Origin of the sequence: Pseudomonas sp. P4795, from assembly GCF_048822895.1 — a bacterium.
Classification (GTDB): Bacteria; Pseudomonadota; Gammaproteobacteria; order Pseudomonadales; family Pseudomonadaceae; genus Aquipseudomonas.
The window spans coordinates 238238-261215 of record NZ_JBMFBT010000003.1 but is presented as its reverse complement, the minus strand read 5'-3'; the positions used below and the strand labels follow the sequence as shown (position 1 = coordinate 261215).

Sequence of the window (22978 nt, the reverse complement as noted above, 5' to 3'; positions counted from 1 at the left end):
GATTTAAAAGCCCCTCACCCTAGCCCTCTCCCGGAGGGAGAGGGGACCGAACGGGGGATGCTTCAAATATCCATCGACCAGCAACGACTCCTGTGAATCCATAATCGCCAAAATCTTTCAGCTCTACGTCAGACGCACGACACCTCGGTCGGCCCCCTCTCCCTCTGGGAGAGGGCTGGGGTGAGGGTCGCGTACTTGAGCCTTGCGCAATTCCAACAACCCCACAAACCAAAACGGGCCTGCATTTGCAGGCCCGTCATCATCAGGTGAATTAAAGAATCAGCGCATCAACTGTTAAGTGCTGCCTGCTCGTTCTCCAGAAATTCTTCCTCCAGCAACTTGTCGTTGGCTTTGCTCTTGAATGGCACTGTCGCAGCACGTGGCTTGCCGCGCAGTTTGCCAAACAGATGATCCAGCGCGTGCTCGAGTTTTTCGGCTGCGCCGTCGATCGCCAGCTCCAGCGAATCGGCTTTATGGGTAACGGAAATCGGTTGATGACCTTTTGGCCGCGCTTCCAGTTGGCAGCGCAAATCATGCGGACCAGGTTTGTCACCGTTCTCGTCGCTCAGATGGACTTCGATACGGGTCAGGTCTTCTTCGTAACGTTCGAGCGTGCTCTCAATGGTGGTGCGTACCCACTCCTCCAGTCGTTGACTACTTTGAATATGGTTATCGCTGTTGACTTGGATTTGCATAGTTCATCCCTTATTTCAGCTAGCTCGCGAGAGGCCGTGAATATGGTTTTCGTGACCTCTTGATTACAACAATCGGCCCGACCACCAAACATTTCAACCCCTGAAAAAAGAAAAATATTCATTCGCAAAAAAAGCCGGACAACCACTCGCAGCGCTGGTAAGGTCGGGAGTTGGGTCGCCTGGTGATCTAGTAAAAAATAGTCACAATTGGCCATCACCCAACGGGTGCAAGCTGCGAAATATCCCCGCTTCTTCTACCAGCCAATCATGCACCGCACGCACGCCCGGATGGCTCAGCGCTCCCGGCGCGTAAAGCAATACATAGCGTTTGTGATTGGGCACCGACAGCCCGAACGGCACGATCAATGTCCCCCGCTCCAACTCATCGTTAAGCAATGTGCGTCGCGCAATTGCCACGCCCATGCCGGCGATCGCCGCCTCGATGGTCAGGTGATTGCGATTGAACGTGTGGCCGCGCCGTACGTCGGCGCCTTCGAAGCCAATGGCATTCAGATAGAACTCCCATTCCGCGTATTCATAGCTGCCGCGCCAGGCGGTGATGTCGTGCAGCAACGGAAAGTGCAGCAGATCCGCCGGGCCATGCAGCGGCGGGCGCCCACGCAACAGACTCGGCGCGCACACCGGAAAAATCTGTTCATCGAGCAAGGCTGTGGATAACAGTCCCGGATAGCTGCCGTCGTTCAAATCGATGGCCAAATCAAAATCGCCCTCGTGTAATGGCACGCTGCTGTCTTCGGCCACCAGGCGCAATTGAATGTCCGGGTAGCGCTGCTGCAGACGTGGCAAACGCGGGGTCAGCCACTTGCTGAGGAACGACGGAATCGAGCGCACGCGCAGAATCCCGCTGATCATGCCCGCATCCAGCCGACGCAATTCGGCGTCGATGCTGCCGTACGCCTCGTTGACGGTAATGGCCAGTCGCTGGCCCTCGGCGCTCAACTCGACACCGCGCGCACGGCGATGAAACAGGCGCAGGCCCAGACGCTCTTCCAGTTGTCGGATTTGTTGGCTGACCGCACCGGGTGTGATGTGCAACTCCTCGGCACAACGGGTGAACGACAAGTGCCGCGCGGCACAGGAAAACACCTGCAGCCAGACGTAAGTCTGGGCATGCAATTGACGACTCATTGTTTAGTCCTGCTAAAGGCTTGCTTAGGAAGTTTCGTTAGTCACGCTGTAGCGAGGTAGGCAGTATCGCCGACATTGCGCTTGTCCTACAAAAAATGGCAGCGATTCCTACACCATTGCTTGTAAGGCTTTAGCATGGCTATCAGTGTTTTCGATCTATTCAAAGTCGGCATCGGTCCGTCCAGTTCCCACACCGTCGGCCCGATGCGCGCCGCCGCGACCTTCGCCCAAGCCCTGATTGATCAGCATTTGCTGCTCGATGTGCAGCGTGTGGAAATCCGTTTGTACGGTTCGCTGTCCGCCACTGGCGTCGGTCACGCCACCGACCGCGCTTGTGTGATGGGCCTGATGGGCGAATGGCCGGACAGCATTGATCCGACGACCATCGACCCACGCATCCAGCAACTGCGCGAGAGCGGTCAGCTGTCGCTCGCCGGTCAACGCTCGATTGCCTTCGACTGGAACACTGATCTGCTGCTGCTCGACGAGAGCCTGCCCTATCACCCTAACGCCATGTCGCTGACAGCCTTCGGCGCATCCGCGCAATTGTTCGAGCAGACGTACTACTCGGTTGGCGGCGGTTTCATCATCGAAGCGGCTGAAGCCGAATCCGGCGAAGCACCGGCCGGCGATGTGGTGCTGCCGTACGACTTTTCCAGCGCTGCCGAACTGCTCTCGCTGTGCAACCAACACAACCTGCGTGTTTCCGAATTGATGATGGCCAATGAACGGTCCTGGCGTAGCGACGCCGAAATCCGTCAGGGGCTGTTGCACATCTGGTCGGTGATGCGCGAGTGCGTCGAGCAGGGCATGCGCCACGAAGGCATCTTGCCCGGTGGTCTGAATGTTCCGCGACGTGCGGCGAAATTGCACCGCAGCCTGCTGGAAATCGGCAAGCCGAATGTCATCAGCTCAACGCTGTCGGCGATGGAGTGGGTCAACCTGTTCGCCCTCGCCGTCAACGAAGAAAACGCTGCCGGCGGGCGCATGGTCACCGCGCCGACCAACGGTGCAGCCGGAATCATTCCGGCGGTTCTGCACTACTACATGAAATTCAATCCGGACGCGTCAGACGATGACGTAGTCGCCTTCTTTTTGGCTGCGGCCGCTGTCGGCATTCTGTGTAAGAAAAATGCCTCGATCTCTGGCGCCGAGGTCGGCTGCCAGGGTGAAGTGGGTTCTGCCTGCGCCATGGCCGCCGCCGGTCTGGCCGAGATCCTCGGTGCTACCCCTGAGCAACTGGAAAACGCTGCCGAAATCGGCCTTGAACATAACCTCGGCCTGACCTGCGATCCGGTCGGTGGTCTGGTGCAAGTGCCGTGCATCGAGCGCAACGCGATTGCGGCGGTGAAGGCGATCAACGCCACACAAATGGCCCTGCGTGGCGACGGCAAGCACTTCATTTCCCTCGACCGGGTGATCCGCACCATGCGCGATACCGGCGCCGACATGCATGACAAATACAAAGAGACTTCACGGGGCGGCCTGGCCGTGAGCTGGGTGGAGTGCTGAGGAGCATTCCCTGACCGCCCGTAACACGTGAGCCCGAGCAAGAATAATAACGAGGCCAAAACGATGACCGATGTACGTACACCTGCTGCCGAAAATCCCGCTGTAGACCGCACCAGCAAAAGCGCAATCGCCCACAAGGGCTGGAGCAAATTCGACACCACCTGGATGCTTGGCCTGTACGGCACGGCGATTGGTGCAGGCACCTTGTTCCTGCCGATCAACGCCGGCGTCGGCGGCTTCTGGCCGTTGTTGATTCTGGCGGTGCTGGCATTCCCGATGACGTTTTTCGCCCACCGTGGCCTGACTCGTTTCGTGCTGTCCGGGCGCTCTGGCGACATCACTGAAGTGGTCGAAGAACACTTCGGTATCGGTGCCGGCAAGCTGATCACGTTGCTGTACTTCTTCGCGATCTTCCCGATCCTGCTGGTGTACAGCGTGGCGCTGACCAACACCCTGAGCAGTTTTCTCGAACACCAATTGCACATCGACCCGCCACCGCGCGCGGTACTGTCGCTGGGGCTGATTCTGGGTCTGACGGCCATCGTGCGGTGCGGTCAGCAGGTCATCGTCAAAGCCATGAGCGTATTGGTCTATCCATTCGTCGCGGCGCTGTTGTTGCTGGGTCTGAGCCTGATTCCGAACTGGAACGGCGCATTCTTCGCCAGCGCTCAGGAGCCGATGCAAATGTCGGTGCTGTTCAAGACCCTGTGGCTGGCGATCCCGGTGATGGTGTTCTCGTTCAACCACTCGCCGATCATCTCCGCGTTCGCCGTCGATCAAAAACAGCGCTATGGCGATCAGGCCGAACGCAAAAGCAGCGGCATCCTCGCGATGGCCCACGGCATGATGGTCGTGACCGTGATGTTCTTCTGCTTCAGTTGCGTACTCGCACTGTCGCCGGCAGATCTGGCAGCGGCCAAAGCGCAGAACATCTCGATCCTGTCGTACCTCGCCAACCACTTCCAGACGCCGGTCATCGCTTATGCCGCGCCGTTGATTGCGCTGGTGGCGATCACCAAATCCTTCCTTGGCCACTACATCGGTGCCAGCGAAGGCTTTCAGGGTCTGATCGTGAAAAGCCTGCGCGGCCGTGGCCGAGTCATGTCGGCGAGCTGGCTGAATCGTGCGACCGCGCTGTTCATGATCCTCAGCTGCTGGGCCGTGGCGACCTTTAACCCAAGCATCCTCGGCATGATCGAAACGCTCGGCGGGCCGGTGATCGCCTGCCTGTTGTTCCTGATGCCGATGTACGCCATCCGGCGCGTGCCAGCCTTGCGCCAGTATTCGGGCCAGGCGTCGAACGTGTTTGTGGTGTTGATCGGCCTGATTGCACTGTCAGCGATCATCTACTCATTCCTGCCCTGAAACCGGCCGTAAATGAACAAGGCGAGCACTGGGCTCGCCTTGTTTTTGTCCGGGTTTATTGTCCGGGATTTTTCCCGGCATGCCCCTTGCTACGCCCTTAACCGCGATATTGGCGATTTGGCCACGGAATGGCCGGTGGTCTGGATGGGCGAACCAACCCGAACACGGCCGGTCAACAACTGCACGTTCAATCAGGCGGTGACGCATCATGGACAACCCCTTTCAGATCATTACCGATGCCTTCGCGCCGGACTATCAGATCAACCTGAGCATTCAGGGCCTGGACGGCAGCATCATGCTGACCCTGTCCAATAGCGGTCGGATTGTCGCGAAACGGATGATCAGCGCTGAACAGCGCAACGACCCCAAACGCCTGAAAATGCTGGTGCAAAGCATTCAGTTCGGCATCGCCATCGAACAGGGCCACAGCGCCATGGCGATTCTTGAAGCCATGACCAGCGGCGACGGGCTGGCCCCGCCACCGCCGCAGATCAAAGGTCAGCCACGCCCGGTGGCCGGTCTTTAAATCTCGCCTTTTTCCACTTCCGGATGCTCACCGGAACCCGTACCGATCTTGCGTTGCGGGTGTTCGATCTTCACCGATGGAAATTGTGACGAGGCATAACGCACCACCAGAATCGAGAATGCCAGCAACAGAATCCCGCCGCACAGAAAGAGGATGCCCATGTCCGGCGGGTTGTGGTGCGAGACGTTGGAGATCAGCAGGCGCGTCAGCGCAGTGATCGCCACGTAGATCAGGAAGCGCACGGGCATGTGGTTGGTCTTGAAGTAAATCCCGACCATCGCCCCGAGTTCGAGATAGATGAACAGCAACAGAATGTCATCGATCTTGATGTGCCCTTCTTCGAGCATCCCGAGAAACTCGACCACTGCCGCATAGGCGGTCACCGCACCGATAGCGAACAGCGCCAGATAGTGAAAGGTCTCGACGAACAGGTTGCCCAGCGACTCCGCAAGTTGATGCACGTTTTGCCGCAGTCTCTCGGCCCAGTTGATTTTCACGATGATGTTTCCTTAGCCCGATGCGAGCGGATGATGCAGGTTGGACGTGACGGTTTTCTGCACGCGATTGTGTTCATGCAGAAATAAGGCCACGCATCATGGCGACCCGCCATAAAACCTGCGCCGTGGCGTTTGGTCGCACCTCGCCAGCAATTGCGGGCTGACAAAGCCCAAATCCGGTCTACATTAAAAAGCCACTACCCAAAGCGCAGGGATTCGCTTATCCTTTTCGCTGTATATAGATACAGTAGTCGCTAAGACAACTTAATGAAGGCATGTGAGGTGGTGAATGGCCGTCGAAGTGGTATACCGCAGCAGCCGAGATCTGGAGCGCTTGTTCATGGATAAAGCCGAAGCTGACCGTCATGACAAAATGCTCGAACTCGCCGAATTGCTGGCTGAAGTGCTGGAAAAAGCCGTTCCGTCGTTGAGTGAGCAGCAAGTGGAAGAAGTCGGGATCTTCATGGCGAAGAACCGCGATGTGTTCGCCAGAGCGTTCAAGAGCCAGCCCGATGCGTTGTCGGAGCTGATCAACGCACCGGTTGAAGCGGTTGCAGTGGCAGAGGCCGCTGAACCGGCAGAATCGAGCAAACCAGCCAAGGCACCCAAGGCTGCGAAGTAATCGATGCCCGAATTGAACAGGCCCTGAGTCGCGAGGCTCAGGGCCTTTTTAATGTCTGCAAAATTAAAAGATCAACAGATCGCAGCCTCCGGCAGCTCCTACACGTAGACCCCTGTAGGAGCTGCCGGAGGCTGCGATCTTTTGATCTTCAGCGATACAAAACCTTCTCCGCCAACTCATCGGCCACCCGTGCCGGCGAACGTTTTTCCGCCTGCGCATGCGCGAACACCTCAGTCAGCCGCGAGCTGATCTTCGACAGGTGCGCGGTGATGGTGCCCAGCTCCTCGCCGCGATGTTTGAGCGAAACGTAAATCAAGCCACCGGCATTGATCACATAATCCGGCGCATACAGGATGCCGCGCCGCTCGAGTTGATCGGCGACGTCCAGATGCGTCAGCTGATTGTTCGCCGAACCGGCCACTGCCGAGCAGCGCAATTGCGTGACCGTGTGGCTGTTGAGTACGCCGCCCAGACCGCAGGGCGCGAGGATATCGCACGGTGTGCTGAGTAAAGCGTCATTGGCGATCGGATGCGCGTTGAGTTGCTCCATCGCCAGTTGCACCTTGCCGTGGTCGATGTCGCTGACCAGCAACTCGGCCCCGGCAGCATGCAGCTGTTCGGCCAGCGCAAATCCGACATTGCCCAAACCCTGAATCGCCACGCGCAAGCCTTCGAGATTGTCACTGCCAAGGCGCGCCATCGCCGTGGCGCGAATGCCGGCGAATACGCCCATTGCCGCGTGCGGAGCGGGGTCGCCGGCAGAGGTGGTGCTGGTGACATGTTGAGTTTGCTGCGCGATGCAATCCATGTCCGCTACTGAAGTGCCGCTGTCGATCGCGGTGATGTAGCGCCCGTCGAGTTGATCGATGCAGCGCCCGAACGCTTCGAACAGCGCGGCGCGGTTTTCCACATGTGCCGGACGCACGATCACCGCGACACCGCCACCTTGTTCCAGACCGGCCAACGCGGCTTTGTAGCTCATGCCCTGAGCCAGGCGGATGGCGTCCTCGACTGCGGACTCATCGTTGGGATAGGCAAGGTAACGGCATCCGCCAAGGGCTGGCCCAAGGCGACTGTTATGGATGGCAATGACCGCCTTCAACCCGGAAACCGGGTCAACGCTGAGGTGCAGCGAGTCCAGGCGAGTGCTTTGCATGAGAGCGAACATCGGCAGGCTCCCGAATCACTTCTGGTAAGTCGCCAGTATAGGCTTGCGCCTGAAAATTGCTGGAGCGCACCGGAATAAGCAGCCCCCACTATCAGAGCGTTGCGGCATATCCCGTCGGCGGTGCCGCGCAGCACTGGACGAATGCATGAGACGGGGCTAAAACGAGGCATTCCCCGGAGATTTCGATGAGTCCGCGCCAACGTTTTTTCGAGTGCCTGCACCGTTCACCGCCCGCGCTGTTCGAAGCGGCGCTGTGGCTGGCTGCCGAGCACTCCAGAGACGTTGATCCCGAGGCGTTGCTGCAAGACTTCAAGGAATTGCAGCAAAAGGTCAGTTATGGCTTGCCGATGTTGCCGGTCAATGAACTGGCCCAGCCGTTGTTACGGCGCATGAACGATCTGGGATTTGCCCAGGATGACTTCACGCCGCTGCGCCCGCAGGCCGCGTTGCTGCACAAGGTGTTGCAGACCCGGCGTGGTCAGCCGCTGACCTTGGCGCTGATCGCGCTGGAACTGGCGCGAGGTCTGGAAATCCCCTTGGTCGGCGTGAACTTCCCCGGACATTTTCTGCTGCGGGTGCCCGGCGCCGATCACTTGCTCGACCCGTGCGGTGGACGGCGCTTGTACCCCAACGATTGCCGGGAACTGTTGCAACGCCAGTACGGCCACCACCTGCAGCTCAACGCCGAACATCTGCTGGCTGCGACGCCGTCGCAAATGCTCCAGCGTCTGTCCCGCAACCTGCGCCAATTGCATCTGACCCATGACGATTACATCGCGGCGCTGATCGACGCCGAACGCGTACTGGAAATGGGCAACGGCAACGCTGCCGATTACCTGGCGCGCGCCAGTCTGTATCAACGGCTCGACTGCCCGAACGCCGAGCGCTTCGATCTGGAACACGCATTGCTGCTCAGTGACGACCCGATTCAGCGGCTGCGACTGACTGAGCGCCTGGGACATCTGCCGCCAAATTCGGTGGTGCACTAAGGGCTTCTTCGGACGGCGAACGCACCTGAATAATCAGCAACGCCGCAATCACCGCCGGGATCGCGCAGAAGAAGAAAATCTGCTCGACCGGAATGTGCATCGCCAGCAACAGGCTGCCAAACAGCGGCCCGAGAATTGAACCGAAGCGCCCTACCCCCAACGCCCAGCCAGTACCGGTAGCGCGCACGTGTGCCGAATAAAAGTTGCTGGCAAAGGCATTCAGCGTCAGTTGCCCACCGATGATGCAGAACCCGGCGGCGAACACGCAGGCCACCAGATAGCGCGGATTATCGTGATTGAGTCCGAGCAGAATCGTGCACAGCGCTGCGCCGGCCAGCACGCCCGAGAGCAAACGCACTTTGCGCTTCAAGCGGTCGGCGAACCAAGCCATGCAGATCGCACCCAAAGTGCCGGCGAACAAAAACATCGATGTCACCAGATTGGCTTCGTTGAGCTTCAAACCACTTTCCAGCAGCAGCGACGGCAACCAGCTGATCATGAAATACAGCAGAATCAGGCTGACAAAGAACGTCGACCAGATCAGCAACGTCGGCCGCGCATAACCATTGCGGAACAACTCCACCACCGTCAGTTTGCTGCCCTGCTCGCGTTCGTTCTGTTCGACCGAGGCAACCGGCGGCTGCCAGTCCGGCAGCATGTGCGCTGTGACTTTGCGCAGTCGAGTGTAGGGCGGCGCATCGCGCAGCAAGCGCGGCAGGGATTCCGGCAGCATCCACCAGAGAAACGGGAACAACAGCAACGGCGTGACGCCGCCAGCGAGGAACACCGCTTGCCAGCCGAACTGGTCGATAAATCCAGCCGCGACAAAACCACCCGCCGCGCCGCCGAAGGAGAAACCGCAGGCAGCCAGCGTCACCATCAGTGTGCGCAGGCGTGGCGGTGAATACTCCGACATCAACGCCATGGCGCTGGGCATCGCGCCGCCCATGCCGATCCCGCAGATAAAACGCGCGATCATCAGCGAATTCAGCGAATCGGCAAACACCATGAGCACGGTCAGGCTGGCGTAGATCAGCACACAAGCGAGCAGAATCCGCCGCACGCCGAAGCGGTCGGCCAGCGGCGTGACAACCAGAGAACCAATGGTCAGCCCCAATAAGTTGGCACTGAATACCGGGCCGAATGCCGACTTCTCCAACCCCCAATCCTGGGCCAACGCCGGCACCACATAGCCGAGCACTTGTGCGTCGTAGCCGTCGGTGACCAGCAGCAAGGCCAGCAGGATCAACAGTAACCACTGATATCGGGACACAGGACGGGCGTCGAGTGCCGCCCGGAAGCTGGCAATCTGGTTATGCATCGCAAGGTACCTGCTTTGTTTTTATGATTTTTTGTACGGCGGTGATCCTGTGGGAGCCGGGGGTTCCCACAGGTTTTTGCGGTGTGACGTTAAGGTGTATCTGGCTGATTCGCCGGGTGGGCCGTGATGAACGCCGGATGTTCCGCGGCCAGCGCAGCAACCCGACGAATCCGTGGATAAGCTTCGAGCGAAATATTGAAACGCTCCGCCGCATACAACTGCGGAATCAGATACACATCCGCCACACACGGCCATTCGCCGAAACAGAAACCGCTGTCACCGATCAACTGCTCGACCGTCGCCAAGCCTTGACTGATCCAATGCCCGATCCACTCCACCACCTGCGGTTCGTCATGCCCCGACTGACGCAGGCGATTGAGCACGCTGACGTTGTGCAGCGGATGCACATCGCAACCGATCACCGCCGCCACGCCACGCACCTGCGCCCGCGCGACCAGATCGACCGGCAGCAGCGGCACCTGTGGATAACGTTCTTCCAGGTATTCGATGATTGCCGGCGACTGAATCAGCAACGCGCCCTCTTCCGTGCGCAGTGCCGGCACCCGGCCCTGCGGATTGATCGCCAGATACGCCGGTTGCCGATGTTCGCCACCGGTTGGCGCGATCAGGTTGACCGGCAGCGCCTGGTAATCCAGGCCCTTGAGCGCCAACGCGATGCGCACCCGGTACGACGAGGTTGATCGGTAGTAAGTGTAGAGATCCATGACCCGCTCCCCTTACCGCGCCGCGAGCACTTTGCCACGGCACTCGCCGAAGCCGATGGAAGCAAATCCGTCACGGGCGCAACGCGCGCGCAGGATGATTTCGTCGCCGTCCTCAAGGAATTTACGCACTTCGCCGGAAGCCAGTTCAATCGGCTTTTTACCGCCCTCGGTGATTTCCAACAGACTGCCGAACTGACCGTTTTGCGGCCCGGACAAAGTGCCCGAACCGAACAGATCACCGGCCTGCAACTGGCAGCCATTGACGCTGTGGTGCGCAACCATTTGCGCGACAGTCCAGTACATGTAGCGCGTATTGCTCAGGGTCAGGCGATGCGCCGGCAAATTCTGTTCACGCATGGTTTCGGTGAGCAGCAGCACTTCCAGTTCGATGTCGAACGCGCCGCCAGCCTGATCACGCTGGTCGAACAGATAGGGCAGCGGCTGCGGATCACCTTCCGGACGCGCCGGTTGTGCCGCGCGGAATGGCTCCAGCGCTTCGGCAGTCACCACCCACGGCGAGACGCTGGTGATGAAGCTCTTGGACAAGAACGGACCCAGCGGCTGGTATTCCCAGGCCTGGATATCACGCGCCGACCAGTCGTTAAGCAGACAGAAACCGGCGATGTGTTCGGCCGCATCACCGATGGCAATCGAATCGCCCATCTCGTTGCCCTGACCGATCCAGATCCCCAGCTCCAGCTCATAGTCCAGCCGCGCACACGGGCCGAAAACCGGCTCGGTCGCACCGGCCGGCAGGGTCTGGCCTTTAGGACGACGCACTTCGGTGCCGGACGGGCGAACGGTGGAAGCGCGACCGTGATAGCCGATCGGTACATGCTTGTAGTTCGGCAGCAGCGGGTTGTCAGGGCGGAACAGTTTGCCGACGTTTTGGGCGTGTTCGATGCCGACGTAAAAGTCGGTGTAATCGCTGATTCGCGCTGGCAGATGCATCTGGCAATCAGCCGCCAGCGGCAGCAGTTTTGCGCCTTGGGCTTCGATGGTGCCGCGATGGATGCTGCCTTCGCTGAACAGTTCCAGCAGACGCTCGCGCAGAGCAACACGCGCTTCGCGACCGAGATCGAAGAATGCATTCAACTGGCCGCCACGGGTGGCTTCGACTGCAGTGCGCGCAGCACCGTCGAACAAACCGGCCTCAAGTGCCACTTGCAGATCGAACACCTGGTCGCCGATGGCCACACCGCTGCGCGGCTCGCCGCCATCGATGCTGAACACGCCCAGCGGCAGGTTTTGCAGAGGGAAAACGGCGTGATCGTTGGCCGAAGCAACCCAGCTGCGGGTGATGGAATTCTGAGTCATGGGTTATCTCCGGGTCGGGTCGAACGTGGCGGGCAACGTTGCCCAGCAGGCGTCGTAACTGGATTGCAGTTGTGGGCAGTCGAGGGCAAAACGGCTCGGGCGCAGCACCTGGCTGGTCTCGAACATGAAGGCCATGGTGTTATCGATCTTGGCGGGTTTCAGCTCGGCATTGATCGCTTTGGTGCAGGTCTCGCCGTCCGGGCCGTGAGCGCTCATGCAGCTGTGCAGCGAAGCACCGCCGGGCACAAAACCTTCGGCCTTGGCGTCGTATTCGCCCTGGATCAGGCCCATGAATTCGTTCATCAGGTTGCGGTGGAACCACGGCGGACGGAAGGTGTTCTCGGCGACCATCCAGCGTGGCGGGAAGATCACGAAGTCGAGGTTGGCCAGACCATGCACGCTGGTCGGCGAAGTCAGTACGGTGAAGATCGACGGATCCGGGTGATCGAAACTCACCGTGCCGATAGTGTTGAAACGGCGCAGATCGTATTTGTACGGCACGTTATTACCGTGCCAGGCGACCACGTTCAACGGCGAGTGATTAAGTTCGGTGCCCCACAACTGGCCGAGGAATTTCTGCACCAGCGTCGTAGGCTGTTGCAGGTTTTCGTAAGCGGCGACCGGGGTCAGGAAATCGCGCGGATTGGCCAGACCGTTGCTGCCGATCGGCCCCAGATCCGGCAGGCGTAAAGGCGCGCCATGGTTCTCGGCGATGTAACCGCGGGCTTGCGCATCCAGCAGTTCGACGCGGAATTTCAGACCGCGCGGCAGCACGGCGATTTCCAGCGGTTCGACTTCCAGCACACCGAGTTCGGTGGCGATGCGCAGCCGGCCGAGTTGCGGCACCAGCAGCATTTCGCCGTCAGCGTTGAAGAACACCCGCTCCATCGAACGGTTGGCGCAGTAGTTGTAGATGCTGATGCCGGACGGCTTATCCGCGCCGGAATTGGCCGCCATGCTGACCAGTCCATCGATGAAATCGGTCGGCTCTGCCGGGATCTCCAGCGGATTCCAGCGCAGGCGATTGGGGGTCACTTCACCCAACGGCCCGCCGGCCAGTTGCCGCTCCAGTTTGACGAATGCCGGGTGATTGGCCGATGGCTGAATCCGGTACATCCAGGTGCGCCGCGATTCGCTGCGGGGCATGGTGAACGCGGTGCCGGAGAACAGTTCGGTGTACAGACCGTACGGGGCTTTTTGCGGAGAGTTCTGGCCGACCGGCAGTGCGCCGGGCAGCGCTTCAGAGCTGAATTCGTTGCCGAAGCCGGACTGATAGACCGTTGAATCGGAGTTCATGGAGCCTCCTGAACAGGGAGTCGGCATGGCCGAACGCTCTGGAGCAGAGGTCTTGGCACGCCGGGGTTATTTTTATCGTAATTCGATTACGCATAACGTAATTTGCTCGCTATCCAGCGTCAAGCTATAAAGACGCCCATTCGTTCCGGGACACGCCAGCACCATGGAAAAAACCAGCGACAGCAACGGCAAACAGAAAGTGCGCTCGGCCGAAGTCGGCACCGACATCCTCAAGGCTTTGGCCGAGTTGTCGCCCTCGACTTCGCTGTCGCGTCTGGCCGAACACGTGCAGATGCCCGCGAGCAAAGTGCATCGCTATCTACAGGCGTTGATCGCCAGCGGTTTCGCCGAACAGAACGCCGCTACCAACCATTACGGTCTGGGTCGTGAAGCTTTGCGCGTGGGCCTGGCCGCACTCAACAGTATGGACGTGCTGAAAGTCGCCGCCCTGCCCCTGTCCGAATTGCGCGACGAACTCAACGAGACCTGCTTCCTCGCGGTGTGGGGCAATCAAGGTGCGACCGTGGTGCACATCGAACCGGCGGTGCGCGCGGTCACTGTCGTTACGCAACTGGGGTCGGTGCTGCCGCTGCTCAGTTCATCGACCGGTCTGGTGTTCAGCGCTTTTCTGCCGCATCGGGAAACCGATGAACTACGTGAACGGGAAGTCGCCGTGGGCGCGCATCCGCTGGCCGACGAACAGGTCTACATAAACTTGTGCGAACAGATCCGCGAACGCGGTCTGCATCATGTGCACGGTTTGCTGATGCCGGGGGTGGATGCCTTGTCGGCGCCAGTGTTCAACGCGGTCGGTCAGGTGGCTGCGGTGTTGACCATCGTTGGCCCGACTTCGCTGTTTCATGCCGACGAAAACGGCCCGGCGGCGCAGCGGTTATTGGCTGCGACGCAGGCCGTGAGCTGGCGGATGGGTTATCAACCTGCAAGCGAGGAGCAGAACTGATCGCCAGCGGTTGATCATCCACACAGGCCGAGCGACTTGGCTCTCGCCACAGCTTGTGTGCGACGCTCGACCCCCAGCTTGCCGTGAATGCGTCGGGCATGGGTCTTCACGGTATGCAACGAGATGAACAAGGTATCGGCAATCTGCTGATTGGAGTTGCCGCCGGCGATCAGCCGCAGCACTTGCAGTTCGCGTTGACTGAGCGAATGCACCTGGGGCGTTGCGATAACATCCTCTACACCCGGCGATTGCCTTGCCGCCTCCATCAGTCGCGGCTGGCGCAGGCCCAACTCGTGCAAGAGTTGCGGCGCCTGCACACGTTCGGCGCGACGACAGCCCTCATTCAGGGTCTCCAGCGCCTGTTGTTTGCGGCCATCGAGCCAGAGCACTTCGGCGCAGGCCAGTTGCAGTTCGGTGGCCAGCGCCTGCATGCCGCTGGCCTGCGCTTTTTCCATCAGCGAATGAAGCATTCTCAGGCCTTCATTCGCAGACATTTCGCCGCGAACGCTGCCGAGAATCAGCAAATACTCGAGTCGGGCAATCAAATCCAGTGTCGCCGGAGGCGCCTGTCGAGCGTCGGGCTTCTGATAATGCTTGAGCACCCGTCGCAATGCTTCGCACGCCAGCCCGGCGCGACCTTGTTGCAACCAGAAATGACTGCTGACCTGTAACAGCACGCCCCGGTAGACCGTGTCCGGAATCTGCCGCTGCTGCATCAGTCGTTCGGCATCGCGCAACCGCACGAAAGCCAAGGCAAAATCGCTGCGGTTGGCGGCGAGTTGCGCCTGTCCGAGGTAGCCGTACAGCACGCGCTTATCGTGGCTGCGCAGACAGTCGTCGAGCCCGGACTGAAAAAATTCAGCCGCGCGTTCCTGCTGGCCCATCGTCAACGCCAGACGTCCGCGTCGCAGGGCGATACGGCCGAGCAACGGCGTCGGTGGATCGGCCTGCTGGCACAGCAGCTCGTGGATGTTCGCCAACAACGCTTCGGCCCGCCCGGGTGTTCCGCGCTGTTCGAGCAATTGCGCATGATCGAGTTCCAGCAAGCCCTCGAACAGCAAGGAGCCCTGGGCGCGAGCCAGGCACAAGGCTTCGCGATTGATTGCCAGCGCCTGTTCCAACTCACCGCGAAGCAACGCCTGCTGGGTCTGTCCCGACAGACACAGCAACCGTGCGGGCCAGGCATCCGCTGCGAGTACCGTCAGGGCTTGCAGAAAATGTTCACCGGCCGACTGCATGCGGCCCTGCAAATGCAATAACCAGCCCTGCTGGGTCTGCCAGCGGGCAATCAACTGTTGTTGAAGGGTGGCCGATGGCTGCGGCAGAAACCGCGCAAAATGCTCGATCCAGATGCCGGCCTGCTCAAATCGTCCGGCAAACAACAGTGCGGCGGTCACCAGGCCGATCAGTTGCGGCGAGCCAAGCATCAGCGCTTCGCCCTGTTGTTCATGCAGTCGCAACAGGAGCACGACGGTGTGTTCCTCGAACAACTGCTCAAAACTGAAATGCTGCAACAGACTGATCGCCATTTCGTACTCTTCGGCCAGCAGCGCCTGTTCGAATGCCGATTTCCAGTCCTGCTCAGCAGAAAACCACTGACACGCCCGGCGATGCCAGGAACGTCCTGTTGGCCACTGCTCTTCGCGCATCAAGCGCGACAGCGGCGGGAAAATCTGCAGCCACTCGGTCGAGTCTCGCCACGGTTCGATGAAACAGCCAAGTGCTTGCAGCGTACGCAGCAATTGCGCGCCCTCCGAGGCGCCGAACAGGTGATCGCATAACCCGGCATTGAAACGCGGCAAGTGCGCCAGCACCCGCCAGGCCTCCGCCAGTTCAGGCGTAAGCGAGCTGAACAATTCGTGATGCAGATAATCGAGCAACGTATCCACGCGCTGTTGCGGCAGGCTTTTTTGCGACCAGTCGCACTTTTGCAGCAGGGCCATGCGCACCCCCGCACACCAGCCATCCGTGCGCTGCATGATCCGCGCCGCCACGCTGTCGGCCTGCTCTGCCGGCAAATGCTGCAGCACCTGGATGATCTCGCTTCGGGTAAGCGCCAGCGCCGCCCCTTCGCACTCGTACAACTCATCGTCGAGCAGCAACCGCGGCCAATTGCATTGCGGGCGCCGACGCGAGCCTAGCCACCAGGTCAGTGCCGGACTACTGACCGCCAGCAAGCGATCCAGCAAGGCATCCACTGGCGCATCTGGCAGGCGACAAAAATCATCGAGGAACAACCAGGTTGGCACCGCCCAGCGCGCCAGTGATGCGATCAGTCCAGCTTCATCCGTCTCGGGCAGACCCAGCACAGATGCCAACTGCCGAGAGAATTCACTGGCGCTGATTGTCGCACCAGCCAGAGGCATCCAGTGCACCGTGCAATCCGGGGGTGCCTGCAACAGGCACTCGGTTAATAGCGCGGTTTTACCGCTGCCCGGCGGGGCGCAAATCAGCTTGACCCGCGCTGACGACTCAAGCAGCGCGGTGCTCAAACGCGCACGCCGCAAATGATGCGGGGAGAGTCTGGGGAAAAAACCCGGACGATCCGGAGTAGGCTGCATGGCGGTCATCGGGTGCGCCTTTTTATCGTTGTGCGCTAACCCTAGTCCTCTGCCGGACGCTTGTTGACGAGTATTCAGCGCGCTGATTGACGCCCATAAAAAAGGCGACCTAGCGGTCGCCTTCTGCCTTGCGTATGTATCGCAAAACTTACCGAACGCCTTCGGCGCGCAGGGCCGACGGGGTGTAGTCGGCAGACTTGGCTTCGAAACCGAATTCGTAGCTGTGCTTCTCTTCGTTTTTCATCCCCAGCGCGATGTAGCGGCCGGCGATAATGTCGTACAGAGCCTCAAGGGTGTAGGCCTGCGCCTGCTGATCGTAGTAATACTGGGCATGACCTTCTGCGACGCGCCAGAGTTGCCCGCGACCGTCGTAATGATCGGCCAGAGCCACCTGCCAGCTGTCTTCATCGATATACATGTGGCGCTTGGCGTAGATGTGCCGTTCGTTCGGTTTGACCGTACCGACTACTTCCCAGACGCGGTGCAGTTCATAACGAGTCAGATCCTGATTGATATGCCCGGCCTTGACGATGTCGTCGTACTTGAGCTTCGGCGAATCGAGCTTGTAGCTGTTGTAGGGAATGTACATTTCCTTCTTGCCGATCAACTTCCAGTCGTAGCGATCCGGCGCACCGGAGAACATGTCGAAGTTGTCCGAAGTGCGCAGACCATCGGCGGCGGTGCCCGGCCCGTCATAGGCCACTTGCGGCGCGCGACGCACCCGGCGCTGGCCGGCGTTGTAGATCCACGCCAGACGCGGTTCTTTCACCTGATCGAGGGTTTCATGCACCAGCAGCACGTTGCCCGCCAGCCGCGCCGGCGCGGTTACCGACTGCTTGAAAAAGGTCAGCACGTTGGCGGCTTTTTCCGCATCGATATCCTTCATCAGTTGCGGCACAGCAATCTCTTCTTCGAAACGGATCGGCGTGTAGCTGCCATTGGTCTGCGGGGTGACTTGCGTGATGATGCGTTTGACGTTGCCGCCGTGGTAACGGGTGATGTGGTTCCACAACACCTCGACGCCGTTCTTCGGAATCGGAAAAGCGTAGTAGCGATTGCCAGTGAAATTGGCCAGGCCGTTGCCGTCGTTGATCGTCGTGACATTGAGCGCACTGCGCTTGGCCGATTCGTAGATTTCCGCCGGCGCGGCCACGGTTCGATGGGTGGTGTAAACCGGAATCTTGTAGGTCTCTGGATAGCGTTTGAACATCGCCACCTGACCTTCGGACAGCTTGTTTTTGTACTTGTCGACATTGGCAGCGGTGATGGTGAACAACGGTTTTTCGCTGGCGAACGGGTCGCCGAGGAAGCCTTTACTGTCCACCGCTGCGGCGTTTCTCGCGATGCCGCCGGTCCACGCCGGAATCGAACCGTCGGCGTTGCCGGCCTTCTCGGCGCCCAGCTGAGTGAGGCTGGTGCCAAGTTTGCTGGCTTCATCCGGCGACACCGCCGCCATCACATTGGCGGCCAGCAGACTCAGGGCCAGCACGCCGTATTGCAGAATCAATTTGCGCATTGCTTTCATCCTTCTCGGGCAGATCAGAAGTTCACGCCGAAGCTCAGGGCCACGAAGTCACGATCTTCGAGGACGTTGTAATCGCCACCGAAAAAGTCGGTGTAACTGAGGCTCGCGGTGTAGGTGTTGCGGTAATCGGCATCGACCCCGACGCTGATTGCCTTGGCGCCTTCGTTGAACAAACCGTTGGGGCCATAACCGGCGACGTCATGCGACCAGGACAGGTTGGGTTTGAGGTTGATCCCGCCGATCACGTTGGCGTAGTCGAGGATGGCGCGGCCGCGATAGCCCCACGAAGTCGAGGTGACAAAACCGTCGGTATCGCCGCCGAAGCCGTATTGGCCGTACACCGAATCCCGGCCGTAACGCAGCTTGTTGCGCGACTCCAGACCGCCAACGCGCACCACCGCCGCTTCACCGACCAGCGTCAGACGCTGAGCGCCGAGTACCTGATCAAAGAAGTGCGTGAGGGTGCTCTGGATCTGCGTAACTTCCTTGCGCCGATAGCCCTTGTTGTCCGCCCCCGGAGTGGTGGCGATTGGCGAGGCAGCGCCGCCGGCAATCGGGTTGAGCAGCGACAGGGTCAGGTCGTTGGTGCTGAGCTGCACGGGCGCGTTGGGGCGGTAGCTGATCTCGCCGGTCCACGCGGTGCCGGTGGGCAATGTGGTGGAGAAACTGGCGCCGTAGAGACGAATGTCTTCCGGGTATTCGAGGTAGTACTGGCCGCGTCCGAGCATCACGCTCTGTGCCAGGCCCGAGCCGCTGCCGGGCGCCAGGCCGTTGGCAATCCCGACCATCGCCGGCAACGCTGCCAGTGTCGACAGGCCGGCGGTGGTGGTGCCGACAGTCGGCGTGCGGCTGTGGTAGTTCATGAAGTACAGGCCATATTCGGTGTCATCGCCGAGCCAGCGCAACGCCGTGCCCCACTGCCCGGAATCCCGCGCATCGCGGTCGCCGCCGCGCGGGATCACCACGCCTTCGCGAGTCACCTGAATGCCTTGACCGAAGGCCGTGGTCAACGGCACCAGCGGCGCAATCGCAGGGTTACCGACGGTGTAACCGCTGTTGCAGCCGTCCGCCGCCACATCGCCGCCAAAGAACGTCCCGCAGTTGTCGAGAACGGTCTGATCCCATTCCAGTTGGTAGAAACCTTCGACGGTCAGTTGATCGGTCAGGCCTTGGGAGGCGAACAGCATGTTCACCGGAATCAGACCTTCCTTGATTTCGGCACCGGGCCGGCGGAACGCCGAGACGTCGATCGGGTTGATGCTGTTGATCGAGTTGCCGATGAAGGTACTTTCGCCCCAGCTCACCACTTGTTTGCCGGCGCGCACGGTACCGGGCAGGTCGGCGATGGAATAATTGTGATAGACGAACGCATCGAGAATCTGCGCGCCGGAAGATTTGGCGCCTTCCTTGCGGCCCTGATCGCTGATCTGCTTGAACTCTCGGTCCTCGTCCTTGAGTTCGAAGTCATACCAATACTTGCCACGCACGAACACACCGGTGTCGCCGTACTTCAGTTCGAGGTCGTGGATGCCTTTGAAGATCTTGGAGAAGGTTTCGCCCTTCTTGAAGTTCAGACGCCCGTCATCACCGGTCGAGGATTGCCCGGTACCGCCATTGACCGTGCCCACCAGAGACTTGTCGGCATCGCGCATGCCCCAACTCGCGCCGACCGACAGCGACGAATCGAAGGTGCCTTCGATTTCGCCAATGTTGAAAGCGACCGCATGCGCCTGGGCGCAGCAACCCAAAGCTACCGCGGCGGCCAGCGCCTGCGGTGTGAAGATGGCGCGCATTGTTGTTTTTGTCATGCGTCTTCCCCGGTGAGTGACAGAAGACCTCACCCTACTGCCCCGCGCCGGGGACGATAAGCGCACCAAGGAGGTATTCGCGTTGTCGCTCGAAAGGATGAATGCCCGCTCGAAACGGGGCGTTGCGCCGTCCATGAATCGGCTGGATGAATCATGATCAGTGCGGCGGATGATGAATAATCAATGCGCGCACTGTTACATGCCCCGTAACAGTGCATGTCCGCATTTGGGGTTTTTCCTTCAGACTCATACGCTTATTCTCACCCGGTGTTCACTGACGTTGATTTGTAGCTCCTTGATCCAACGTCTTATTTTGGCCGCTGCGTCTGCAGCGGCCTTTTTTATGTGCGCGTTTTAGTCTCTGAACTTTTTCCTGAAAAAATCACGCATACCTACAACGTTTTTTTTGCCGGCGCAGGAAATTCCCGATTTCGCGTAAGAACATTCCGAAACAACTCCACGAACAGAGAAACTTCACTCTTTCTCGCCAGCTTCAACCCACGGCCATCTCGGACGCTTCCCTGTCGATTCCGCTGTAACTTTGACTGGTATCGAACACCTGACTCTGCACAACTAAAGTGCACAAACAACGCACATTCAAAAGGATATGAATATGCAAAGGCCACCCTCTTTCGAGTTGACCGAACCCGTTCATACAAAGGGCGTAATACCCCCGCACTTGAACCCGGTAAATAGCGGCGCTATCGATCACTATCGCTTTAACGGCACCTTCGGCACGCCGCGCAACCCGGCTCGTTATCAACCCATCATGCAAACCTTCATCATTCCTCAGGAGCGTGAGTTTCAAACCAAGACTGCGCAAATCCCTCAAGTGATTGAAGTCGAACTGGCGGCAACACGTCTGGAAGAGTCGACTCAGCCCCTGCCACCCGCAGCAGCGATAACTCGCGAACTCGCAGTGCGCAACAAACTCATTCAGCGCAAGAGCGCAGAACTGCAACACCAGACACAGCTATCACTCGGCTTTTACGGAAGCGACCCCACCAACAAATCGGCTGATCAATTCCTTTCTCGCGCCAATGCTCTGGACAAGCGCCTGAAGCCGGACGGTCCGGCAATGAGCCTCTGGAAACAATCCTATCGGGCAGCGCTGGAAGCCCGACTGCTGACGCAAACGCTCGCAGTCTTGCATCAACAACAGGTCAACGTGCACAACTGGCTCGCTGCGGTCCAAGCCAATGACCACGCGCAGGCACAGGCTGCCGAAGCTGCGCGTCAGGCGGCTGAGCGGGCTCGAATCGCCGCCGAACAACAACGCCAGCGAGACCTGGCTGAGGCGGCCCGCCGGCAGCAAGAGCAGTGGGACATTCAGGCTCGCGAACAGGCACGTCTTGCGGCATTGGCCCAAGCGCAGCGCCTGGCAGCCGAACAGACAAGGATTGCCGCCGAAGCCGCGGCACGGCAGGTCGCTGCCGAACAGGCTCGTCTGGAAGTTCTGGCTGAGCAGCAACGCGAAGCCGAAGCCGAACGCAACGCGCAGGAACAGCAAAAGAAGCAGCCGGCGGATATCCACAATGTTTATCCCGCGTCGGCCACCGCCGCGGTCTCAGGCCCGGTCTTCTCCCTGGCTTCGAGCACTATTCGCCTGAGTCCGGCGACATCGGCTGCGATCCTCAGCGCATTGTGCTCGGCGTCACCGCGTTGGGCACATCGCTGCTTGCGCCAGTGCTGGTCGGTTTCGCGGCGCTGCTGATGCCTTCGCGCTTGGGCAATGGCGATCGCTTTACCGTCAGCGTTGCGCTGTCCGAACTCTCAGCCGCCACACCGCAAACATTGCGCGAGATCGCCGATCGGCAGGGCACGCTGGAGATGCCTGTAGGGCTGGGGACGAGACGCATGGGCGCAGGCGCCGAGGTATTCGTCGTCACCGCCGACGATTTCCACGTTCGCTCCAATGTCCCTGTATTGCACGCGATGTATGACTCGCTGAAAGAGGTTTACAGGACAGTCCTGCCCGACTCGTCAAGCGACATTCTGACCTGGACGCCGGCCCTTACACCCAGGAGCAGCACCACTGAACTGCCAATTGCCGACACAACCGATCCCGCCTACACCGGCGCCCCGATCATGCCCATCGAAGGGAGGCTGGACCTGCATCCGCGCTTAGAGGAGGAATGGAGCAGATTCATTATTGTCTTTCCGGAGGATTCGGGGATTGCGCCGCTTTATGTGGTAATCAGCGGTACTTATGAAGGAGGGAGTGAAGACGGCGAACACAGCGGCCGAGCATTCAACCCGAATGAAACGGGTGGCCCGACTCTGAACCTGAATTGGACTACAGCTCTGGCTACATCAGAAGGGGAAAATATCGTGAAACTGCATATTTCCAAGTTCTCGGCATCAGCCGCCAATAAAGTAATGATCAATCGCCTTGAAAGAATTGTTCGTGGCGAGCTTGAAGCGACGGATACAGATAAGCGCTTCTACACTCATGAGCTGAGGGAGTTCGAAAGATTCAGAGCCTTGGGGTACGGAGATACCGAGCGACCTGATCCGGACTCACCAGTGTGGAACAACGTGCACACAGCAACATTGGAAGACTTTCAACTGGCGGATGATGCTTCGCTGCTTTACACACCGGAAGCACTGGCCGCCGAAGCAGAACAGGACGAACGCGATTATCAGCAACTGTTGAAGGAGATGTGGAAATGAGCGCGGTTGAACAGATTGTCAAAAACGAATCTCTGGATGACATCGTTGCTGTGTTCGCATTGACCAAGCCCAATCCGCTCCTGGACATGATGATCAGGCGCTATAACCCGGACTTGCTCAAAGGCTACGGTACGTTGGAAAACGCTTACTCTCGACTATTCGCCGCACGCGTACTGGCTATCGGTGAGAGTGGTCTGGCGGTTAAAGGACCGAACTGGACGCCTCCATCGTTCATGCTCGAAAACAAATATTCCTGATCGGCCAATCG

General features: G+C 59.5%; 20 protein-coding genes and 1 pseudogene. 9 read left to right on the top strand and 12 right to left on the bottom strand.

Features of this window, described 5'->3' with window-relative positions; translation table 11 throughout:
* Window positions 1-287: 287 nt before the first annotated feature.
* Window positions 288-695 carry an HPF/RaiA family ribosome-associated protein gene (locus ACOI8A_RS09800; RefSeq protein ID WP_420647685.1) on the bottom strand — a complete coding sequence of 136 codons (408 nt, stop codon included), beginning with the start codon at window positions 693-695 and terminating at the stop codon, window positions 288-290.
* A gap of 201 nt (window positions 696-896) precedes the next feature.
* Complete coding sequence (locus tag ACOI8A_RS09795; RefSeq protein ID WP_420647684.1) at window positions 897-1844, bottom strand: LysR substrate-binding domain-containing protein; 948 nt, start codon at window positions 1842-1844, stop codon at window positions 897-899.
* 135 nt (window positions 1845-1979) lie between these two features.
* Between ACOI8A_RS09795 and ACOI8A_RS09790 the strand changes: the two genes are divergently transcribed.
* Window positions 1980-3356, top strand: coding sequence for an L-serine ammonia-lyase (locus ACOI8A_RS09790; RefSeq protein ID WP_420647683.1), 1377 nt, complete (start codon window positions 1980-1982; stop codon window positions 3354-3356).
* A gap of 63 nt (window positions 3357-3419) precedes the next feature.
* Window positions 3420-4721, top strand: coding sequence for an HAAAP family serine/threonine permease (locus ACOI8A_RS09785; RefSeq protein WP_420651463.1), 1302 nt, complete (start codon window positions 3420-3422; stop codon window positions 4719-4721).
* Here the strand turns inward: ACOI8A_RS09785 and ACOI8A_RS09780 are convergent.
* Window positions 4707-4931, bottom strand: coding sequence for a hypothetical protein (locus ACOI8A_RS09780; protein WP_420651462.1), 225 nt, complete (start codon window positions 4929-4931; stop codon window positions 4707-4709). The two genes, ACOI8A_RS09785 and ACOI8A_RS09780, sit on opposite strands and share 15 nt — an antisense overlap.
* Here ACOI8A_RS09780 and ACOI8A_RS09775 point away from each other — a divergent pair.
* Window positions 4930-5247: a DUF3509 domain-containing protein gene (locus tag ACOI8A_RS09775; protein WP_420647681.1), complete on the top strand. Its 318-nt coding sequence runs from the start codon at window positions 4930-4932 to the stop codon at window positions 5245-5247. The genes ACOI8A_RS09780 and ACOI8A_RS09775 overlap by 2 nt on opposite strands.
* Here ACOI8A_RS09775 and ACOI8A_RS09770 read toward each other — a convergent pair.
* Complete coding sequence (locus ACOI8A_RS09770) at window positions 5244-5744, bottom strand: phosphate-starvation-inducible protein PsiE (protein WP_420647680.1); 501 nt, start codon at window positions 5742-5744, stop codon at window positions 5244-5246. The genes ACOI8A_RS09775 and ACOI8A_RS09770 overlap by 4 nt on opposite strands.
* Window positions 5745-6033: 289 nt before the next feature.
* Here ACOI8A_RS09770 and ACOI8A_RS09765 point away from each other — a divergent pair.
* A pseudogene (locus tag ACOI8A_RS09765) lies at window positions 6034-6273 on the top strand (YebG family protein); the annotation flags it as partial.
* 241 nt (window positions 6274-6514) lie between these two features.
* Here ACOI8A_RS09765 and ACOI8A_RS09760 read toward each other — a convergent pair.
* Window positions 6515-7534: a Glu/Leu/Phe/Val dehydrogenase dimerization domain-containing protein gene (locus tag ACOI8A_RS09760; RefSeq protein WP_420647679.1), complete on the bottom strand. Its 1020-nt coding sequence runs from the start codon at window positions 7532-7534 to the stop codon at window positions 6515-6517.
* 185 nt (window positions 7535-7719) lie between these two features.
* On the opposite strand from ACOI8A_RS09760, the gene ACOI8A_RS09755 reads away from it, so the two are divergent.
* The gene (locus tag ACOI8A_RS09755; protein WP_420647678.1) at window positions 7720-8523 is read left to right on the top strand and encodes a SirB1 family protein; all 804 of its coding nucleotides are present in this window, start codon (window positions 7720-7722) and stop codon (window positions 8521-8523) included.
* Here ACOI8A_RS09755 and ACOI8A_RS09750 read toward each other — a convergent pair.
* From ACOI8A_RS09750 to hmgA, 4 genes are all read right to left on the bottom strand, one after another.
* Window positions 8447-9844: an MFS transporter gene (locus tag ACOI8A_RS09750; RefSeq protein WP_420647677.1), complete on the bottom strand. Its 1398-nt coding sequence runs from the start codon at window positions 9842-9844 to the stop codon at window positions 8447-8449. The two genes, ACOI8A_RS09755 and ACOI8A_RS09750, sit on opposite strands and share 77 nt — an antisense overlap.
* A gap of 89 nt (window positions 9845-9933) precedes the next feature.
* The gene (gene maiA, locus ACOI8A_RS09745) at window positions 9934-10569 is read right to left on the bottom strand and encodes a maleylacetoacetate isomerase (protein ID WP_420647676.1); all 636 of its coding nucleotides are present in this window, start codon (window positions 10567-10569) and stop codon (window positions 9934-9936) included.
* A gap of 12 nt (window positions 10570-10581) precedes the next feature.
* Window positions 10582-11886, bottom strand: coding sequence for a fumarylacetoacetase (gene fahA, locus ACOI8A_RS09740; RefSeq protein WP_420647675.1), 1305 nt, complete (start codon window positions 11884-11886; stop codon window positions 10582-10584).
* A gap of 3 nt (window positions 11887-11889) precedes the next feature.
* Entirely contained in the window at window positions 11890-13182 is a 1293-nt protein-coding gene (gene hmgA, locus ACOI8A_RS09735; RefSeq protein WP_420647674.1) for a homogentisate 1,2-dioxygenase, read from the bottom strand.
* 163 nt (window positions 13183-13345) lie between these two features.
* On the opposite strand from hmgA, the gene ACOI8A_RS09730 reads away from it, so the two are divergent.
* Window positions 13346-14143 carry an IclR family transcriptional regulator gene (locus ACOI8A_RS09730; RefSeq protein ID WP_420647673.1) on the top strand — a complete coding sequence of 266 codons (798 nt, stop codon included), beginning with the start codon at window positions 13346-13348 and terminating at the stop codon, window positions 14141-14143.
* A 14-nt stretch (window positions 14144-14157) separates the two neighbouring features.
* Here the strand turns inward: ACOI8A_RS09730 and ACOI8A_RS09725 are convergent, their stop codons facing one another.
* From ACOI8A_RS09725 to ACOI8A_RS09715, 3 genes are all read right to left on the bottom strand, one after another.
* Window positions 14158-16713: a LuxR C-terminal-related transcriptional regulator gene (locus ACOI8A_RS09725; protein WP_420647672.1), complete on the bottom strand. Its 2556-nt coding sequence runs from the start codon at window positions 16711-16713 to the stop codon at window positions 14158-14160.
* Window positions 16714-16852: 139 nt separating this feature from the next.
* Window positions 16853-18220, bottom strand: coding sequence for a DUF1329 domain-containing protein (locus ACOI8A_RS09720; RefSeq protein ID WP_420647671.1), 1368 nt, complete (start codon window positions 18218-18220; stop codon window positions 16853-16855).
* A 23-nt stretch (window positions 18221-18243) separates the two neighbouring features.
* Window positions 18244-20037: a DUF1302 domain-containing protein gene (locus ACOI8A_RS09715; protein WP_420647670.1), complete on the bottom strand. Its 1794-nt coding sequence runs from the start codon at window positions 20035-20037 to the stop codon at window positions 18244-18246.
* A 613-nt stretch (window positions 20038-20650) separates the two neighbouring features.
* Here ACOI8A_RS09715 and ACOI8A_RS09710 point away from each other — a divergent pair.
* From ACOI8A_RS09710 to ACOI8A_RS09700, 3 genes are read left to right on the top strand one after another with little or no spacing between them, the layout of a single operon-like run.
* Window positions 20651-21751 (top strand): hypothetical protein, encoded by a 1101-nt coding sequence (locus ACOI8A_RS09710; protein ID WP_420647669.1) that lies wholly within the window; start codon window positions 20651-20653, stop codon window positions 21749-21751.
* Window positions 21751-22710 (top strand): S-type pyocin domain-containing protein, encoded by a 960-nt coding sequence (locus ACOI8A_RS09705; protein WP_420647668.1) that lies wholly within the window; start codon window positions 21751-21753, stop codon window positions 22708-22710. The genes ACOI8A_RS09710 and ACOI8A_RS09705 overlap by 1 nt, the downstream gene beginning before the upstream one ends.
* Window positions 22707-22967 carry a hypothetical protein gene (locus tag ACOI8A_RS09700; protein ID WP_420647667.1) on the top strand — a complete coding sequence of 87 codons (261 nt, stop codon included), beginning with the start codon at window positions 22707-22709 and terminating at the stop codon, window positions 22965-22967. The genes ACOI8A_RS09705 and ACOI8A_RS09700 overlap by 4 nt, the downstream gene beginning before the upstream one ends.
* Window positions 22968-22978: the final 11 nt, after the last annotated feature.

What these genes read in the sequence shown, in the direction of transcription:
- ACOI8A_RS09800 (WP_420647685.1), bottom strand. Translation starts at nt 695, where the DNA reads ATGCAAATCCAAGTCAACAGCGATAACCATATTCAAAGTAGTCAACGA.
- ACOI8A_RS09710 (WP_420647669.1), top strand. Translation starts at nt 20,651, where the DNA reads ATGCAAAGGCCACCCTCTTTCGAGTTGACCGAACCCGTTCATACAAAG.
- fahA (WP_420647675.1), bottom strand. Translation starts at nt 11,886, where the DNA reads ATGACTCAGAATTCCATCACCCGCAGCTGGGTTGCTTCGGCCAACGAT.
- ACOI8A_RS09700 (WP_420647667.1), top strand. Translation starts at nt 22,707, where the DNA reads ATGAGCGCGGTTGAACAGATTGTCAAAAACGAATCTCTGGATGACATC.
- ACOI8A_RS09795 (WP_420647684.1), bottom strand. Translation starts at nt 1,844, where the DNA reads ATGAGTCGTCAATTGCATGCCCAGACTTACGTCTGGCTGCAGGTGTTT.
- ACOI8A_RS09720 (WP_420647671.1), bottom strand. Translation starts at nt 18,220, where the DNA reads ATGCGCAAATTGATTCTGCAATACGGCGTGCTGGCCCTGAGTCTGCTG.
- ACOI8A_RS09750 (WP_420647677.1), bottom strand. Translation starts at nt 9,844, where the DNA reads ATGCATAACCAGATTGCCAGCTTCCGGGCGGCACTCGACGCCCGTCCT.
- hmgA (WP_420647674.1), bottom strand. Translation starts at nt 13,182, where the DNA reads ATGAACTCCGATTCAACGGTCTATCAGTCCGGCTTCGGCAACGAATTC.
- ACOI8A_RS09760 (WP_420647679.1), bottom strand. Translation starts at nt 7,534, where the DNA reads ATGTTCGCTCTCATGCAAAGCACTCGCCTGGACTCGCTGCACCTCAGC.
- ACOI8A_RS09705 (WP_420647668.1), top strand. Translation starts at nt 21,751, where the DNA reads ATGCCTTCGCGCTTGGGCAATGGCGATCGCTTTACCGTCAGCGTTGCG.
- ACOI8A_RS09715 (WP_420647670.1), bottom strand. Translation starts at nt 20,037, where the DNA reads ATGACAAAAACAACAATGCGCGCCATCTTCACACCGCAGGCGCTGGCC.
- ACOI8A_RS09775 (WP_420647681.1), top strand. Translation starts at nt 4,930, where the DNA reads ATGGACAACCCCTTTCAGATCATTACCGATGCCTTCGCGCCGGACTAT.
- ACOI8A_RS09780 (WP_420651462.1), bottom strand. Translation starts at nt 4,931, where the DNA reads ATGATGCGTCACCGCCTGATTGAACGTGCAGTTGTTGACCGGCCGTGT.
- ACOI8A_RS09785 (WP_420651463.1), top strand. Translation starts at nt 3,420, where the DNA reads ATGACCGATGTACGTACACCTGCTGCCGAAAATCCCGCTGTAGACCGC.
- ACOI8A_RS09725 (WP_420647672.1), bottom strand. Translation starts at nt 16,713, where the DNA reads ATGACCGCCATGCAGCCTACTCCGGATCGTCCGGGTTTTTTCCCCAGA.
- maiA (WP_420647676.1), bottom strand. Translation starts at nt 10,569, where the DNA reads ATGGATCTCTACACTTACTACCGATCAACCTCGTCGTACCGGGTGCGC.
- ACOI8A_RS09755 (WP_420647678.1), top strand. Translation starts at nt 7,720, where the DNA reads ATGAGTCCGCGCCAACGTTTTTTCGAGTGCCTGCACCGTTCACCGCCC.
- ACOI8A_RS09730 (WP_420647673.1), top strand. Translation starts at nt 13,346, where the DNA reads ATGGAAAAAACCAGCGACAGCAACGGCAAACAGAAAGTGCGCTCGGCC.
- ACOI8A_RS09790 (WP_420647683.1), top strand. Translation starts at nt 1,980, where the DNA reads ATGGCTATCAGTGTTTTCGATCTATTCAAAGTCGGCATCGGTCCGTCC.